Origin of the sequence: Photorhabdus laumondii subsp. laumondii (genome assembly GCF_003343245.1) — a bacterium.
GTDB classification, from domain to species: domain Bacteria; phylum Pseudomonadota; class Gammaproteobacteria; order Enterobacterales; family Enterobacteriaceae; genus Photorhabdus; species Photorhabdus laumondii.
Window position 1 is genome coordinate 3,089,949 of sequence record NZ_CP024901.1, and the last position, 16,246, is coordinate 3,106,194.

At 42.9% G+C, this 16,246-nt stretch carries 13 protein-coding genes; 4 read left to right on the forward strand and 9 right to left on the reverse strand.

Going from position 1 to position 16,246, the window contains the following annotated elements:
* Nucleotides 1-698 precede the first annotated feature (698 nt).
* A complete protein-coding gene (locus PluTT01m_RS13590) occupies nucleotides 699-1,154 on the reverse strand; it encodes a hypothetical protein (protein ID WP_011146862.1) in 456 nt (151 codons plus the stop codon).
* 156 nt (nucleotides 1,155-1,310) lie between these two features.
* Nucleotides 1,311-2,198, reverse strand: coding sequence for a LysR family transcriptional regulator (locus tag PluTT01m_RS13595; RefSeq protein ID WP_011146863.1), 888 nt, complete (start codon nucleotides 2,196-2,198; stop codon nucleotides 1,311-1,313).
* 427 nt (nucleotides 2,199-2,625) lie between these two features.
* On the opposite strand from PluTT01m_RS13595, the gene PluTT01m_RS13600 reads away from it, so the two are divergent.
* From PluTT01m_RS13600 to PluTT01m_RS13610, 3 genes are all read left to right on the forward strand, one after another.
* Nucleotides 2,626-5,376, forward strand: coding sequence for an amino acid adenylation domain-containing protein (locus PluTT01m_RS13600; RefSeq protein ID WP_011146864.1), 2,751 nt, complete (start codon nucleotides 2,626-2,628; stop codon nucleotides 5,374-5,376).
* Between the two features lie 45 nt (nucleotides 5,377-5,421).
* Entirely contained in the window at nucleotides 5,422-6,621 is a 1,200-nt protein-coding gene (locus PluTT01m_RS13605; protein ID WP_011146865.1) for an MFS transporter, read from the forward strand.
* 109 nt (nucleotides 6,622-6,730) lie between these two features.
* Nucleotides 6,731-8,530, forward strand: coding sequence for a formyltransferase family protein (locus tag PluTT01m_RS13610; RefSeq protein ID WP_011146866.1), 1,800 nt, complete (start codon nucleotides 6,731-6,733; stop codon nucleotides 8,528-8,530).
* An 84-nt stretch (nucleotides 8,531-8,614) separates the two neighbouring features.
* Here PluTT01m_RS13610 and PluTT01m_RS13615 read toward each other — a convergent pair whose 3' ends face one another.
* From PluTT01m_RS13615 to PluTT01m_RS13630, 4 genes are read right to left on the reverse strand one after another with little or no spacing between them, the layout of a single operon-like run.
* Nucleotides 8,615-9,892 (reverse strand): HlyD family secretion protein, encoded by a 1,278-nt coding sequence (locus PluTT01m_RS13615; RefSeq protein ID WP_011146867.1) that lies wholly within the window; start codon nucleotides 9,890-9,892, stop codon nucleotides 8,615-8,617.
* Complete coding sequence (locus PluTT01m_RS13620; protein ID WP_011146868.1) at nucleotides 9,885-11,363, reverse strand: TolC family protein; 1,479 nt, start codon at nucleotides 11,361-11,363, stop codon at nucleotides 9,885-9,887. The genes PluTT01m_RS13615 and PluTT01m_RS13620 overlap by 8 nt, the downstream gene beginning before the upstream one ends.
* The gene (locus PluTT01m_RS13625; protein ID WP_041380106.1) at nucleotides 11,356-12,570 is read right to left on the reverse strand and encodes an ABC transporter permease; all 1,215 of its coding nucleotides are present in this window, start codon (nucleotides 12,568-12,570) and stop codon (nucleotides 11,356-11,358) included. The genes PluTT01m_RS13620 and PluTT01m_RS13625 overlap by 8 nt, the downstream gene beginning before the upstream one ends.
* A complete protein-coding gene (locus PluTT01m_RS13630; protein WP_244213445.1) occupies nucleotides 12,563-13,306 on the reverse strand; it encodes an ABC transporter ATP-binding protein in 744 nt (247 codons plus the stop codon). The genes PluTT01m_RS13625 and PluTT01m_RS13630 overlap by 8 nt, the downstream gene beginning before the upstream one ends.
* A 315-nt stretch (nucleotides 13,307-13,621) precedes the next feature.
* Here PluTT01m_RS13630 and PluTT01m_RS13635 point away from each other — a divergent pair, with 315 nt between their 5' ends.
* Nucleotides 13,622-14,038: a flagellar protein FlhE gene (locus tag PluTT01m_RS13635; RefSeq protein ID WP_228902392.1), complete on the forward strand. Its 417-nt coding sequence runs from the start codon at nucleotides 13,622-13,624 to the stop codon at nucleotides 14,036-14,038.
* A gap of 153 nt (nucleotides 14,039-14,191) precedes the next feature.
* Here the strand turns inward: PluTT01m_RS13635 and PluTT01m_RS13640 are convergent, their stop codons facing one another.
* The 3 genes from PluTT01m_RS13640 to PluTT01m_RS13650 all read right to left on the reverse strand — a co-directional run bounded on the left by PluTT01m_RS13640 (nucleotide 14,192) and on the right by PluTT01m_RS13650 (nucleotide 16,123).
* Nucleotides 14,192-14,734: a GNAT family N-acetyltransferase gene (locus PluTT01m_RS13640; RefSeq protein ID WP_011146872.1), complete on the reverse strand. Its 543-nt coding sequence runs from the start codon at nucleotides 14,732-14,734 to the stop codon at nucleotides 14,192-14,194.
* Nucleotides 14,718-15,011: a type II toxin-antitoxin system TacA family antitoxin gene (locus tag PluTT01m_RS13645; protein WP_041380892.1), complete on the reverse strand. Its 294-nt coding sequence runs from the start codon at nucleotides 15,009-15,011 to the stop codon at nucleotides 14,718-14,720. Before PluTT01m_RS13645 ends, PluTT01m_RS13640 begins: the two co-directional genes overlap by 17 nt.
* A gap of 182 nt (nucleotides 15,012-15,193) precedes the next feature.
* Nucleotides 15,194-16,123 (reverse strand): sialate O-acetylesterase, encoded by a 930-nt coding sequence (locus tag PluTT01m_RS13650; protein WP_011146874.1) that lies wholly within the window; start codon nucleotides 16,121-16,123, stop codon nucleotides 15,194-15,196.
* Between the last annotated feature and the right edge of the window lie 123 nt (nucleotides 16,124-16,246).

Sequence of the window (16,246 nt, forward strand, 5' to 3'; positions counted from 1 at the left end):
CTTATAAAAAATTAAAACACTTTCCAACTTTAAAAATAGTGTAGAACCAATAGTGCGTCAATAAAAGACCAAAGAAAATCAAAACTAAAAAAAATAAACATTCAGCATTAATTTATAATAATAAATTAAATTACCGTATGTTTTTTTATTTTTAACCTAGTGCTAACATGTTGCATATATTTCGTTATTTACACCAAACATACAATAAATAAAAAACCAGCCTAATAGTAGTGGTTAGTAATTATATAACCAACAGAAAATTCAAGACAAAAAATATAACGGACAGATAATCTAAAATTCATATGCAATGCATATAGTATTTAATTGAATTTAATTGAATATCAATTCACTAGACAGAATTAGTCATGAGATGTTTACTTAAAAGCAACGTGATATCTGCGATTATATAGCCGATACAATAGATAACGAGGGAATTCTATTTCGCATTGAAATCCGATCGGCCATTAAAAATCACAATAGCCAGTTGAATTACAATCACTACATCAGAAAAAAATGATAAAAAACAAGATGAGCCAGATCTATCTCTTATATACCCTATGGATTTCAAGATACACCGCGACGGCAAGGGAGCGAATCCCCGGGAGCATAGGTAACTATGTGACCGGGGTGAGTGAGTGCAGCCAACAAAGAGGCAACTTGAAAGATAACGGGTATAGAATAATCTGACTCAGTGTTCACTACTTCATCGTAAATTCAACTGACCATGCGTAGGTAAAATAATTAGTATAGGTGATGGTTGCATTACAAACAGCACCACCACTCGGCGTTGCTCCTTTATTCCATTTCGGAATTTTAACGCCATTAACATATCCGTTCACAAAAGTGGTCATAAATTCGCAGGTTTTACCCCCTATTTTATATCGCACCATTGCATAATTTACGTCAGGTGAAAGCGGGCTTTGAACCTGATAACTATTGACTCCTCCTGGCGCTACACTTGCACTAGGTTTAGGTGTTGCATTGGCATAGGTACCGGATTCATTATTAGTAATGATGGTATAAACAGCATCTGCGCTACCAGACGCACCAAGATGCTTAAATGTAACCGTTACAGGCGGACCTGCATAAGCGATACCCGCGGCAGTTAGGGAAGTAGTTGCAAACAGGGCCAACAACGATTTACGTACTAACATGTTAGATACTCTCCTTTATGTTATTTAGGATGGCTTACTGCGTTTTAATACAACTTTTTTTTCTATAATTTATTTTTACGTACAATATATGCTCAACCTCATAAAGTAAATTTCCACTTTATGTCTCTATAATATAGACCACTTTGCAGAATTTATTTAAGAAGGTAAGAGGTTCTCCGCCATAAAATCTACAAATACCCTGACCTTAGGGGATAAATGACGGCTTGATGGCCAAAGTATACGAAAAATTGTGGAACTTTCGTTATATTTATCCAAAATAGTGACCAAAGAACCTTCTTTCAACTGTCGGTAAACAGCGATATTCGGCACACAAGCTATCCCAAGACCATGCTCGGCAAAACAGACTTGCGGTTCTAAACTATCCGTTACCATATTACACGGTAAGTTAAGCTCAATTTTCTTACCATCACGATTCAAAGGCCATACGTTTAATTTCCCATTTGTTGGAAAGCGATATAATAAGCACGGATGGCTAACAAGATCTTCGGGCTCTTCTGGAAAACCTGCGGCCGCAAAATAGGCAGGAGAGCCGACAATAACCTGGCGGTAAGAACCAAGCATCCTAGACATTAATCTAGAATCACGTGGATCACCGGTTCGGAGTACAGCATCAAATCCCTCTTCAATAACATCCACTATTCGATCGGAACAACTTATATCAAGTTTAATCTCTGGATAAAGGCGAGTAAAAGCAGCAAATTTCGGCATAAACAGCATACCAACTGACGGTAGGCTAATTTTTAGCTTTCCACTTGGCATTTTCTGCATCTGGGATAGTTCAGTTTCAGCAGCCTCAACCTCATCAAGGATTCGCTTGCACCGCTCAAAGAATAATGTCCCTTCAAGCGTTAATGTGACGGTTCGCGTAGATCGATGGAAAAGGCGTATTCCCAGACGCTCTTCTAACCGAACAATAGCCTTACTAACCGCCGACGAAGAGATGCCAAGTTGTTGACCTGCAACTGTGAAGCTACGGGCATCCGCAGCCCGAACGAACACGTTCAATGATCCCAAACTATCCATATTTCCCCCATTGCTGACAGATTGGTCATAAGTGTTTTGAACATCATCCTACTGTTCACTAGTCTATGGTAGCAAGTAGTATAGGCGTTAGGAGAAATTATCTTATATCTACATATTTATTAATAAAAAAAACAGATAACTCAGGTTTGCTAAATACAAGAATCATCAAGTCGATAGAGATAATTTATCCCAGGTATTTAATAAATAAACGTCAGAGTGGAAAAAGAGCAAACATGATAGTTAATAATATTGAATTACCGCAATTTATTGAATAGCCCCTTCCTAAAGGAAGGATTTATAAGACCAGGAAATGATTTTTCTAAGTTGGAATATTTTAATTTTATTCCACAGAAATATCAGCTAGTTAAAGAAGAAGCCGATACGCTCTCCTTTTGGCTTCTCTCCTTAAATAAAGGTATAAAATAAGATGCAATCAACTCTCCCAATAATAAAATGGCGCAATATATTAAAAACAGGACAGTATCGAAAATACGATATCTCCAGCGCTCAACCGGCAAATGAAAATTGGATAACGTTAAACAACATTAAGTTACCAGCGAGTTTTCAACGAAAAGAGTGCCTACCGGGATTACTCTTTTCACACGTCAGATCAACTCCCTGGGCTACAGCAGTCATTCACGGTGAAGAGCAACTCAGTTATTTGGAAATGGCAATTGGCAGTGTACATCTGGCCTGCTATCTGCAAAACCTGGGATGTTTAGCGGGTGATTGCGTCGGTATATTTGTTGAACCGTCGATTGAGCAGATGATCGGAGTTTGGGGAACTCTTTTTGCCGGTGGTGCATATCTGCCATTGTCTCATGATTATCCAGAGGAACGACTTCGTTACATGATCCACGATAGCAATCTGAAAATGATATTTACCCAAGAAAAATTAAAGGAAAAATTGGTCAGGTTGGTTGCAGAAAATATCCATATCGTGACTCTTGAAGACGTAGAGAAATCATTTGAATCCAGTGCCATTACCAACAACACCCTCCATGACTACCTTAGCCCAGATAACTTGGCTTATGTCATTTATACCTCTGGAAGTACAGGGAAACCGAAAGGTGTAATGATTGAGCACCGCAGTATCGTTAACCAAATGTGTTGGTTAAATGAAAAATGCGATTTAAATATTGAAAAAACAATTATTCAGAAAACGCCCATCAGCTTTGATGCTGCTCAATGGGAAATATTATCAGTCAGTTGTGGTAGTCGGGTTGTTATTAGCTCATCTGGAACACACAGGAATATTCCCCAACTCATTGACCTGATTATTCGCCACAATGTGACCACGTTACAGTGTGTTCCCACGCTATTACAAGCACTGATCGATAATCATCAATTCCGGGAATGCCACACCCTTCGGCAAATATTCATCGGAGCAGAGAGCCTATCAAGAAAACTCGCCACTCAATGTATCCATACACTACCAAACTGTCTACTGATTAATATGTATGGCCCGGCGGAATGTACAATTAATGCTTCAGTTTTCCTTGTTAATCACTACCCAATATCTGACGAAGTTAATTCAGTCCCTATTGGTAAGCCGGTATCCAATACGGAATTTTTTATTCTCGATCACCACTATCAGCTCGCCTCAGAATATGAAATTGGAGAGATTTATATTGCGGGCACTCAAGTCGCAAGAGGATATCTGAATCGTCAGGATCTCACAGAAAAGCACTTTCTTGAAATTGCAATACCACCAAATACGCAAAAAATCCGGCTTTATAGAACCGGAGACCTGGCTTATTGGGATAAAGAGGGTAATGCCCACTTTGCTGGTCGGAAAGATAATCAAATTAAAGTGAGAGGGATGCGGGTCGAATTAGAAGAAATAAAAAATGCAATAGAGGTTATCGATCAAGTGAAACACGCTGCAATTTTGGCAGAAAAAGACCCTCAACACCGTTCGACACGATTAACCGCCTGTATTGAATTAGCCGATGAAACAATACGCCAGCAAGCAAAGTATGACATTACTTCAATTCTGCGGAGTGAACTTAGCAAAACATTACCGGACTATATGTTACCTGACAGATTTTTGTTCCTGGATACCATGCCGCTAACTTCCAGTGGAAAAATCGATTTCGACACATTACAAGTACTGGTCAGCACAGTATCACACAGTCCACAGGTACTCCCAAGCACCTCGACAGAAACACAGATCGTAAAGATATGGGAAGAAGTGCTAACGCGAGAAAGCATATCTACCGAAGATGACTTCTTTGCTTTAGGTGGCAATTCTCTGATAGCCGTCCATCTGATACAACGTTTAAATGAAGAATTTGCGTTATCGCTACCTCTCCATACTCTATTTGAGGCCGCAACGGTTAAACAATTGGCAAAAATCGTTGAAGGTGAAGTAACCAGATTATCTTCACGATTGGCCTGTTTACAGGAAAAAGATGCTGGATTACCTGTCTTTTGCTGGCCAGGATTGGGTGGATACCCAATGAATTTACACCTGCTGGCTACACAGATCTGCACTGATCGATCATTTTATGGCATCCAAGCTTACGGAATTAATGAAGGAGAGGTTCCATACTCCACCATAGCCGAAATGGTGATTCAAGACATAACAGAAATCAAAAAATTACAACCTACTGGCCCATACACGCTATGGGGATATTCTTTTGGCTCTGTATTGGCTTTCGAAGCGGCTTACCAATTAGAACGAGCCGGAGAACATGTCGAAAAGGTGGTTCTAATCGCTCCAGGGCTCTCGAAGATAAAATATCACGTTAATTCCACGGGAACAGAAAACGGGTCTACTTACCAAAACAATGAGTTGATATCACTATTATTCTCTGTATTTGCGGGCACTTCTCACAGTTCAGCGTTGAATGAATGCCTGGCTAACGTTATCGATGAGCAAAGCTTTGTCTCTTTTGTTCATAAGCACTACCCAACTCTGGCCCCTACGTTAATTGTTCGAATTGCCAGGATAGTTATTCAAACCTACGGACAGAAATATTCAGCAACAGAACTGCAAGAACGAATAATCAAGGCGCCAATTACGGTGTTTAATGCACGTGACGATGCCGTTTCTTTTATCGAAGAAGCAACACCCTACCTAAAACATCCCCCAGAAAATATCAATCTTAACGTTGATCATTTCGAGGTACTTAAGGAATCAGGTGTTAACGAATTAGCTCGATTCTTGAGTTGATTGCTTCTGCAAACAACACAATGAAAATTATTTAAGGGGGGTTCCATGATTAAAGAAAAAACTGCCACTCATGCGGGCAGTACCAATTTTCCTTTCGTTGCTCTACTCGCGTTAGCAATGACGGGATTCCTTGCACTGCTCACAGAGACATTCCCGGCGGGCATTCTATCCCAAATAAGTGACAGCTTGGCCGTTTCTGAAGCATTAGCTGGTCAATTCGTTACACTCTACGCAATTGGCTCACTTGTCGCTGCGATTCCACTGACGACAGCAACACAAGGTTGGCGCCGTCGCCGATTACTCTTGATGGCACTTACGGGTTTGTTAGTCTTTAATACGCTCACCGCGTTAACGTCTAACTATATAGTGGCACTTGCGGCCAGACTTCTTTCAGGCATGGCAGGCGGCTTAATCTGGGGAATGTTGGTTGGCTATGCCCGACGGATGGTACCCGATCATTTAAAAGGACGTGCATTGGCTGTAGCCGGTGTCGGGGCACCACTGGCACTCTCTCTTGGCGTGCCATTAGGAACATTCATTGGTGGAATTGTTGGCTGGCGTACAACTTTTGGTTTGATGTCTATTCTAACATTGGTCGTTATCGCATGGGTCATGTTGAAAGTCCCTGACTACCCAGGACGGACTGCCGAAAAACGTATACCGATCAAAAAAGTTATCATGATCCCTGGAGTACGACCGGTATTAAGCGTTCTTGTTTGTTGGGTACTGGCTCACAGTATTCTTTATACCTATGTATTGCCTTTTGTGACACAGGCGGGGCTTGCTACCAGGATTGATCTTGTGTTGTTAGCCTTTGGTGTGGCGTCGTTGCTTGGAATATGGATGACAGGGCTGTTAATTGACAAGATGTTACGTTCGTTGGTACTGATAAGTCTTGCCCTATTTACATTCGCCTCTCTCATACTTGGTGTTATCGGTACTCTTCCTGTCTTTGTTTTTCTTGCCGTGATCTTATGGGGGCTAACCTTCGGCGGTGCCGCTGCCCTACTTCAAACTGCATTGGCCGAATCTGCCGGGGAAGGTGCAGACGTTGCTCAGTCGATTCTTGTTACCTTATGGAATTTAGCCATTGCAGCCGGGGGCATTATTGGCGGGATATTACTTGAAACACTTGGTGCCAGCTCGTTCCCGTGGACCTTACTTGTTCTGTTAGTGCTAGCTTTGTTGATCGTCTGGAATTCAGGCAACTATGGCTTCCCTCATAAAGGAATCAAAGGTAAGTGAGCAATATCGGGGTTTGTCTGTGTTTAAATGCAGTTCAAGGCAACTAAGCCTATGAACTTTACTTACTCTCAAACAAATCCCTTCACTCAATAACGATAAAGGGGATAACATGCCCGGCGAATTCACATCTTCAACGCAAGAGAAAAAAAATAGCACTGATAACACACTAACCGATAACACACTAAAAGTTGAAAAGTGCAAAATTGTAAACCACTCCACTAGAAAAGCTCGATCTTGTGTCGTCATCGGTGGTACAACACTTGCGATACGTTGTACCCAACAACTTCAAGCGGCCGGATACATAATTGTGGCTATTTTTCCCACGGAATCTCTGTTTTTCGAATGGGCAACTTCTCAAAATATACACTGTGTTGAAGCACTAGAAGATCTCTTGACGCTCTCCAAAACTGAGTCAATATGCTGGCTTTTTTCCATAGTCAATCCAGTTATTCTCCCTACTCTATTAATCAATCAGTTCTCTCAAGGTGCTTTCAACTACCACGACGCCCCTCTACCACGCTATGCCGGCAGCCATGCCACTTCTTGGGCTATCCTTGCCGGTGAGTCTCAGTATGCTATTACCTGGCATTTAATCGGATCTATGGTCGATAGCGGCGATATTGTTGTGCAACGTCATATTGATCTTAAAAATACCGACACCGCACTTTCACTGAATCTTAAATGTTATCAGGCTGCTGCCGAAGGATTTACCGAACTATTAAACAACCTAGAGAACGGTGATATACCCCGCCGACAACAAGATCCTGATAACCGCAATTTTTTCTCAAGACGTCGCCGGCCAGACGCTGCTGGCTGTCTATTGTGGAATAAAAAAGCTCAGGAATTGTCATCTTTGGTCAGATCTTTAACTTTCGGAGTTTACTATCCTAATCCACTCACATTACCTAAAGTTCTGCTGAGAGATCGCCTGGTATCGATAAGCACACTACAAGTGATGTATACACGTTCCGATCATAAACCAGGTACATTGTTGGGTATTAGCGAGGACCATTGGCTAATGACTACAAGTAGTGAAGATATACGTATTTCGTTTGTTAATAGCCGTGGCAACCCAATAAATGCACTCACCTTAGCCAATCAATGCAAACTTGACATTGGTGATCAACTCCCCACAATTGAAAGATCAGATATTAAGACGTTAACAGATATACATGAACAACTTACCGAACAAGAGCTATTTTGGCAAAAAAGACTAGAGCGTTTTTCAACACTAATGCTGCCTTTTAAATTGCGGGCAACGATAGATAAAATACCGGATTGGCATGTGTCTGAATGGAAAACAGTACTCAATCATAGTTCTTTTATTTCAACTGAGCTCGTTCAACATATTATATGCGCTTGGTTTATCTATTTGGCTCACACATCAAATGATACTCAATTTCAAGTCGGATGGGCGCAAGCAGGAGATGCTGTTCATTCTTCAAAATGGTCCTCCTTTTTCGCCATGATCGTCCCAATGGAGGTCCATATCAATTTACAACAACGTCTTACAGAGATTTTAAATTCAATATCGTCTGAACAGCAATTGCTTGAACAACATAGAGTTTATCCCCGCGATATGGTCTCCAGACAGCCAGTATTACGCACAATCAATCTATTACATAACAACCGTCCGTGGCCGATTGGTATTTCTGTCATCTCTGGTTACAGTAAAGATCTAACGAACAAAAATGCCATACAGGAACATGCAATTGTCGGAGAAATAATGACATTACAGATTGATCAAAATAAAGGAAATTTCCGCTTCATATATAACAGCAAATTAGTTGCAGTAAATAATATTGAACATGTGGCATCTGATCTGGCGCTATTGTCGAATGTCATTGCAGACACGAAAAATTTAAATATGACTGCAAATGAACTTCCAATATACGCATTTTCACGGTGAGATATTGCACCAAAATTAGCAAAAACTGCCGTAAACCCTCGCTCAATGCGAGGGTGTCGCAAAAAATCAATGAGGTTGCGTCAGTTATTTCCGCGCAGGAACTTCAACATAGCCTGCCTCCAACCCGATCACCTCCACACCTTGAAGAACGGCATGCCCCGGTGTCACGACAATCTGCTGGGTTTGTGCGTTTAATTCACGGCGATAAGTGACGAAAGTTCGTCCATCAGGGCCGGTATGTAATGCCTCGGCTGGCAAGGCCAATCCACGTTCATTGCGATAGGTGACAATAGCCAGTTTCGCACTCATACTCAGCCGGATACGCTGCCGCTGTTCGGGAGTAAGAGGATCAATTGCCACTAATAGATCATAGGTTACACCCGCTCCCTGCATCTCCTTTGAACTCCCTTGTACACCAATTGTCTTAATTTGCCCCCGTAGAGATAGCCCGGCAAAACCATCCCCGGTTATCTCAACCGGCATTCCTTCATACACCTGATAAAGGTCAGCCTCTTCAATACGCGCTACCGCCTGGATTTGCTCCAAATTGATTACCCCTAACAGAGGTGTTCCCTGAGTGACACGTGTCCCCTTTTGAATAAATACCCCCTTATCTGATTCCGGTACCTGAGGGCGAATAACAATGCCATCAAAAGGAGAAACCAATTCACGTTGGGCTTGCTGGATCTGAAGCGCCTGATAACGCGATTGAGCATTAGCTAATTCCATATCAGCAATCTGGCGATTCTCCCCTGTGCCTTTATCGAGAGCAACACTCAGTTCCGCCTTAGCGGCGGCAAGATCGAGCTGTTGAACTCTGACCTGCTGCTCCAGTATATCAACCTCCATACGGGGAACAATGCCACGCTCGAACAAAGCCCGGGTATCGGTTAGCTTACGTTCGGTATCGCTCAAACTTAACTGAGCATTCGTTAAAGCTCTACGTACCCTAGCGACATCCTGACTGTTCTCCCACCCCACCAAATCTTGTACGGTTTTTTGGGCTTTCAACAGTTCCGTGAGCGCCTGCCGCAACTGAATGTCCAATTGTGTCGTATCAAGGCTCAACAGGGGTTGCCCACGCTTAACGCGCTGGCCTTCAGTTACCATCACTTCAGCAATAACACCATCAAATGGCGCGGCAATCGTCAAACTGGTTGCCGCCTGAATACGGCCAACTAACCCAAGACGATTTTCGAGTCGTTGAGGTTCAACATGCACCCACCGTTGCGGTGATGATGTATCAATTGAAGAAGAAAACAAAACATAAGCAATGGTAGCCCCAATGACTAATGCAACAGCAAGTGTCACGAGCCAACGAGTCTTATATCTGAAACGGGCAAGTCCCCTGATCTTAGTCATTAAGTGCAATATCCCAACTCCCTAACGTAGTACCCAACGTTTCGTCCAACTCCGCTTGTGCATTTAAGTAAGTGATCAACGCATTGAGACGAACATTCTCTGCATTACGCAAATCGGTTTCAAAACTCAAGACTTGAAAGTTACTGGAGCGGCCCACCGTCAATTTTTCACGTTCAATCTCCAGCTTGCGCAGAGATAGATCCCTGGCACGCTGGGCGATCTCATATTGACGCCAACGCGTACCAATATCGCGTACCGCATTACCCACATTACGTTCTAGTGACTGTTTCGCCTCAGCAAGACGAATGTCCTGGTTCTGAACATCAACCCGCGCCCGCACTTCCGCCTGGCGCTGACTCAAATCGCCAATGGGTATCTCTACCTGAACACCGGCGTAATTTTCCCAATTACGAGAACGGTTTGATCCTGTTCGATCACGTACCTGACTAGCACCACCCACTAAAGAGACATCCCATAAACGTTCGTTACGGGCAACGGTCAGGTTAATTGCAGCCTGCTCCGCCGTAATCAATTGAGTGAGATACGATGGCTGTTGCTCTTGTGCCAAATGTTGCGCTTGGAGCAGGTTAATATCTACGCGCTTAGCTTCCAATCTGTCAGTAGCCTTTACCTGAGTTTGTAAGTCTAAGGCGAGCAATCGCAGCAATTCTAAACGACTGGTATCCAATTGATTAGCCGCTTCCTCCGCAGCCAGCTCCTGCATTGCAACATCAGCCTCCGTCTGGACAATCTCAAAAGCTGCCATTCTGCCTGCGGAAATCATAGCCTTGTTAACCTCCAGCAGTTGACGCGAACGTTCAAGAGCATCACGTGCGATTTGTAATTGTTCTTGAGCACGCAACAATCCACGATAAGCCATAATAACTTGCGTGATAGTCTGGGATACCGTCGCTTTTAGGTTCAAACGATTTGTTTGCTCCATCAATTGAGCAAGACGTACAGGTGCTGTGGCCACATCTTTGCCGGCACCACGCAACAAAGGCTGAATAACTGAGAATGAAACACCATCATTACGGCTACGACCTGCATTGTCTGCCCATGTCGTCCGATTCGTCCAAGATAGACTGAATCGAGTACCATATTCTCCAAGCAGCGTAGATGTGGGTGTAATCTCGCTCTGGCGATAGCGATCGCTTTGATTACGAGCAGCAATATAACGGCTATTAATCAGTAATTTTGGCGTAAAACGATCTTCAGCAACGCGTAAATCGAATTTCTGTGCAATTCGATCCAGATAAGCACTGCGAATCGAACGATTATTTCGTAACCCTAAATAGATTGCATCGCTGAGTGTCAGACCAATAGTTTTCTGATTAAGCGAAATTGTATCCGTTGCAGGCATGGTTGCCTGTGATGGATTCAACGGCTCCGCTAACGCTGGTTTGACAGATGCAACTATTATCAAGGCAATGATGATGCCAATAGCACGTTGAAAAACTTGGCTAATCATCACGAAGTGCCTCTACAGGTTGTAATCTGGCAGCCGCTAATGCCGGATTGATACCGAAAAATAGACCAATCACTAATGAACTAGCAATACCCAGAGGCAAAGAGAATAGGGATAACGTAAATACCCAACCCGAAAATTTTACAAATAGGTATCCCGCCACTACCCCCAATAATGAACCAACCATTGCACCAGCAATTGCCAGAATGGCAGCCTCCAACATAAACAGTATACCAATATCCATAGGCCGAGCTCCCAAAGCCATACGAACACCAATTTCACGCCTACGTTCCGAAACATTCATCAGCATGACATTCATCACGCCCACACCTCCCACCAGCAACGAAATTCCCCCTAAGCCCGCGAGCAAATAGGAAAATGTTCTTGCCTGACGCGTCAATCCATCAAGCAATTGTTTCGGGATATCAACTTCAACCTGACGACCTTTTGATAATGAGACAAGATAGTCACGTAACGACACCGCGTCACTGTTTAGCGTTGTTGTGTCACGTGCTCTGGCAATAACGCTTCCAATTTCTGGCGCAGGCCGCAACCGCCGCATTGCTTCGATAGGCAGTATGACGGAATCATCAATAGAACCGGGGAGTAAAGGGTTCGGTCCCTGAACAGCGAGAATTCCTATCACTTCAAATAGATATTCCCCAATCTGCAATTGATTACCTATCCGAATAGGTTGATTAGCGACTTTTAATTGTTTGGCAATATTCGCTCCGAGCACGGCATAGGTCGTTTGGCGATCATAGTCCGATAGAAAACGCCCCTGCTCGATTTGTAAATCCAACACCGCAGCCAGATCAGAGGATGTACCAGTAATATTCGTATCGATCCCTTGTCCTTGAAAGCGTATACGGGTTGAGTGCAATGTGAGGGGCGCAGCATGTGTGATAGTCGGTATTGTACGAGTCAGCGCCTGAGTATCCAGCGTAGATGGCGCGGGTTTGACATCGGTACCTGGAGTAAAACTGAAATGAGCAACTAAAATATTGCTTCCCATACTTTTAAAAGTGCTGATAGCTTCATTAACAGCATTATGACCGATGTTTAAAAGTGCAATGACAGAAGCACACCCAACTGCAATACCAAGCAAAGCAAGCAAGGAGCGCCTTCCTAGCAGACGCAGACTACCCAGTGATTCACACAGGGCCTGCGCGAAGGAAAAACCGTAGCGACCAGAATTCACATTAAGCATCGAGGCTATCCAGCCACAGATCAGTTTCGGAAAGCCGCCCACCATTAACATAGAGGCAGCGCTGCATATTTTTGGCTATGGCTTCATCATGTGTAACCATGACGAGCGTAACGCCTTGCTCACGGTTCAATGACAGAAGAAGTGCCATAATATCACGTGCTGTAGCACTATCGAGATTGCCTGTCGGCTCATCTGCCAGAATCAAAGAAGGCTTACCAACCAAGGCTCTGGCAATGGCAACACGTTGCCGCTGTCCCCCGGAGAGATCAGCCGGACGATGGTAAATACGACCCGCCAGACCAACCAACTCAAGCTGGTATTTCGCTTCCTGCCGAGCTAGAGAACGAGAATATCCACGATATAACAATGGTAGCGCTACATTATCCAACGCCTGCATTCTGGGAAGTAAATTAAAACTCTGAAACACGAAACCAATTTCCTGATTTCTTATTCTCGCCCGTTCATTAGGAGTAACATTTGTTATATTAACGCCACTAAACTGAAAATATCCAGAAGAGGGTTGATCCAGTAAACCAAGAATATTGAGTAAAGTACTTTTACCCGAACCGGAAGCACCGACAATAGCACAACTTTGTCCGCGCATGATGGTGAATGATATTTCATCAAGTACTGGGTAATATTTTTCCCCCATACGATAAGATCGACAAATATTTTCCATGTAAATCAGGGCTTCCTGACATGGGGAAGTGGTGATTGTCATGTCTAATTTATTCATCGTTTTTAACATCCATTAAACGTATCGCTGACTCCACTTGATTGTTTAGCAGGTTTTATATCATGGGGAAATCCTGTTGTAAAAGATTACGGTCTAAGTGACTGGCAAAAGCATCGAATAGCAAAATATATTAGATTAACTTAACATAAATTCAAATTCCCCATTGCTTTTTGGTGTTAATCCACCCAAATTACTCCTGCCTACTTTGGTATTGCGTACATGCTTTTATAAAAATTCAGGAGATACACGGCGCGAGATCAAAATGTATATCTAAGTTCTCGCAATAGAAAATTATCAGGTATTGGGGTAATGGCTATGAAATTAAAAAAAATATTTGGTATTGGTGGCGCTTTATTGTTAACTATATTCTCACAGACAGTACCTGCGGCAAGTGGCAGCTATCACTCTTCAGTTGTTTTGCCCACACTATATTCTAAAAATTTCTTAGAAACTGTTAACGTTCCTATTGTCGGTTCTCCTCCTGCAACAGGAAAGATTAACAATGTATCTTGGACTTGGAATGTTGTTGGATGGCCTCAGAATTTATCGGTTTATCTTTGTCAGGGAGATACCAGCAGTTGCATAGATATATCACGCACACGAAGAATGTCGACAGACGCATTTAATAAGAGAAGCCCGGCACAACAGTTCCTTTTCGCCTTAAAGGTTGGAAACGGTAACGTTATGCCGATAGCAGGTCAAACCGGAGAAATTACTGTCAGTTGGCAATAACACTTCAATATACCCTATGGATTTCAAGTTGCATCGCGACGGCAAGGGAACGAATCCCCGGGAGCATAGATAACGATGTGGCCGAGGTGAGTGAGTGCAGCCAACAAAGAGGCAGCTTGAAAGATGACGGGTATAACTCGCCAAAGATTGCCGTCAGCATGATAGGCGGCAATTCTGACTTATTTTGAAGGTACTCGTGACTTCTATACAAGTTTTGATGGGTAGCCACATTTCGAGACGTGAATTATCGTTAGGATCGGCTGGCAAAAATCCATATTGCTGATAAAACGGAATAACTTCTGAGGTCATAGGATCAACAAACAGCCCAATCGCTGAAACTTGCTGTGCGACCAACACTGTCCGATAAATGGCATCAATCAATAGCTGTTCACCTATCCTTTGCCCCTGATGTGAACAATCCACAGCAAGTCGGGCCAATTTTACCGCACTAAGTGGATGAGGATATTTTTTGTAATCCCTATAGGCAAGCGGAGTTGTCACCGAATATCCGGTAAGTGTGTGATATCCGATTATAATCGTGGGCACGGAATCTCGGCAGGCCACATAAGTTTTTGAAATATGCTTTACGGTTTTCTGCCGAGCTTGCTGTTGTAAGAACTTATTTAATTCACTGACACCACAATCAAACGCTTTACGACCATGTTGCTGGGTGATTTCTTTAATGATTACCGACATTCACTGTATCCTTATAGTGCTTTGCGGCTTTAAGTAGTTTAGCATTTGCTTTTGGCGGGTTTTCCAAAGCTGCCAGCAAAGCATCAGCCCCCTCTATCGAAAGATGTAAGGTTTCAGTTCGTTCAATCACGTTACGCGCTCTCTCCATTGCCGATTCAATAAGAAACTGTGAAAGTGTTGCGCCGGAGTAATCAGCCGCCCTTTGTATGATCTCTTGAATCTCTATGGAAGTTCTTGCAACTAAACGGGTCTCTTTACGTTCTGTATTAGTAGCCATGATTTCATCTGCATTTTTAGTCCATATAAACATGGTGCCATTATGGCATACAAAATAGACGTTTATCCATATGTATGCCGAAAAGGCATACATAGATACTCAAGGATATATTATTCCTACCGATAAGATGACGGCTCTAGCCGCCATCTTGGTATCTCTTGGATGGTTAATCCTATTTAATCCTATGGCAGTTCAACCCCCTTATAACCAGATAAAATCAACTCCCATTCCCGTTGGGCAAACCATGTCTGGGCTTTGCCATCATAATGAAGACTATCAGGTAGAAAAACACCAAACTCAGTCGCCTTTCCGGTATAGTCGGGCGAATTCCGTGCATCAATTAGCGTTCGATATTGGGGATCATCAGCGATAACATTATTGATTGCCTTGAGCACATAGCGGGTGTTGATGGGATCAAACGCAACTGAAAGTGGATAATACAATCTCCACGGTATACTGCGAGAACCCAAAGCATCACTGATACCAGTAATGATACGGGTAAAATTCCGCTCTGATGCCTGTGCCGCCAATAAACTCTCGGTCTCTGCTTCCCACTGGTTCCAATGAACAGCCAAAATGCAAGGATTTTTTCCTAGTTTACGCAGTGATTCAACTGCCATGCGCAAGGTTCTGATCGCACGCGGATAGAGCGATTCCACATCGCAAGGATCTCGTTCAGGAGCCCAACGGTTATCCGGCGGATTATCCAGATACATGCCCTGACCGCCCCACCCCATTAAAATGACATAAAGATCAGGTAAATTAAGTGCATTACCCCGGTTAATATGGTCTTGCCAGAGTTTGGCAAAACGGTTGGCGGCATTGACTGAGTGATCCTGATTGCCACGAGATAAACCGACAGGAGCGCCAATATTGGCATCACCAAAGCTAGTCAGCCCCGTCCAGTTGATTGCGGGAAAGTCAACGCTGTAAACTTCTGATAGAGATAATGTGAATATATTTTTTAAACCTTGTGTAATTTCTTCATCTTGTGGTAATTGTGTTCCATGTCCATAACTATTTGATTGTCCAAGTATGATAAATAATGGGGCATCATTAGGTCCCCACGGAGAATATTTTATTTCTGGAAAATAAGGTTGTTTATCTGTCATCAGTTTTCCTCTTGATATGATTTAAGTTATTAGGTCTATTCTCTTCGCCAAAGTATAATTAATTTATGGAAGATAAAAATTATTTGGCTAATCAATCATATTTATGGTGCGAGAATGTAAAAC

What these genes read in the sequence shown, in the direction of transcription:
- PluTT01m_RS13625 (WP_041380106.1), bottom strand. Translation starts at nt 12,570, where the DNA reads ATGCTTAATGTGAATTCTGGTCGCTACGGTTTTTCCTTCGCGCAGGCC.
- PluTT01m_RS13615 (WP_011146867.1), bottom strand. Translation starts at nt 9,892, where the DNA reads ATGACTAAGATCAGGGGACTTGCCCGTTTCAGATATAAGACTCGTTGG.
- PluTT01m_RS13635 (WP_228902392.1), top strand. Translation starts at nt 13,622, where the DNA reads ATGAAATTAAAAAAAATATTTGGTATTGGTGGCGCTTTATTGTTAACT.
- PluTT01m_RS13630 (WP_244213445.1), bottom strand. Translation starts at nt 13,306, where the DNA reads ATGAATAAATTAGACATGACAATCACCACTTCCCCATGTCAGGAAGCC.
- PluTT01m_RS13610 (WP_011146866.1), top strand. Translation starts at nt 6,731, where the DNA reads ATGCCCGGCGAATTCACATCTTCAACGCAAGAGAAAAAAAATAGCACT.
- PluTT01m_RS13590 (WP_011146862.1), bottom strand. Translation starts at nt 1,154, where the DNA reads ATGTTAGTACGTAAATCGTTGTTGGCCCTGTTTGCAACTACTTCCCTA.
- PluTT01m_RS13605 (WP_011146865.1), top strand. Translation starts at nt 5,422, where the DNA reads ATGATTAAAGAAAAAACTGCCACTCATGCGGGCAGTACCAATTTTCCT.
- PluTT01m_RS13600 (WP_011146864.1), top strand. Translation starts at nt 2,626, where the DNA reads ATGCAATCAACTCTCCCAATAATAAAATGGCGCAATATATTAAAAACA.
- PluTT01m_RS13595 (WP_011146863.1), bottom strand. Translation starts at nt 2,198, where the DNA reads ATGGATAGTTTGGGATCATTGAACGTGTTCGTTCGGGCTGCGGATGCC.
- PluTT01m_RS13650 (WP_011146874.1), bottom strand. Translation starts at nt 16,123, where the DNA reads ATGACAGATAAACAACCTTATTTTCCAGAAATAAAATATTCTCCGTGG.
- PluTT01m_RS13645 (WP_041380892.1), bottom strand. Translation starts at nt 15,011, where the DNA reads ATGGCTACTAATACAGAACGTAAAGAGACCCGTTTAGTTGCAAGAACT.
- PluTT01m_RS13620 (WP_011146868.1), bottom strand. Translation starts at nt 11,363, where the DNA reads ATGATTAGCCAAGTTTTTCAACGTGCTATTGGCATCATCATTGCCTTG.
- PluTT01m_RS13640 (WP_011146872.1), bottom strand. Translation starts at nt 14,734, where the DNA reads ATGTCGGTAATCATTAAAGAAATCACCCAGCAACATGGTCGTAAAGCG.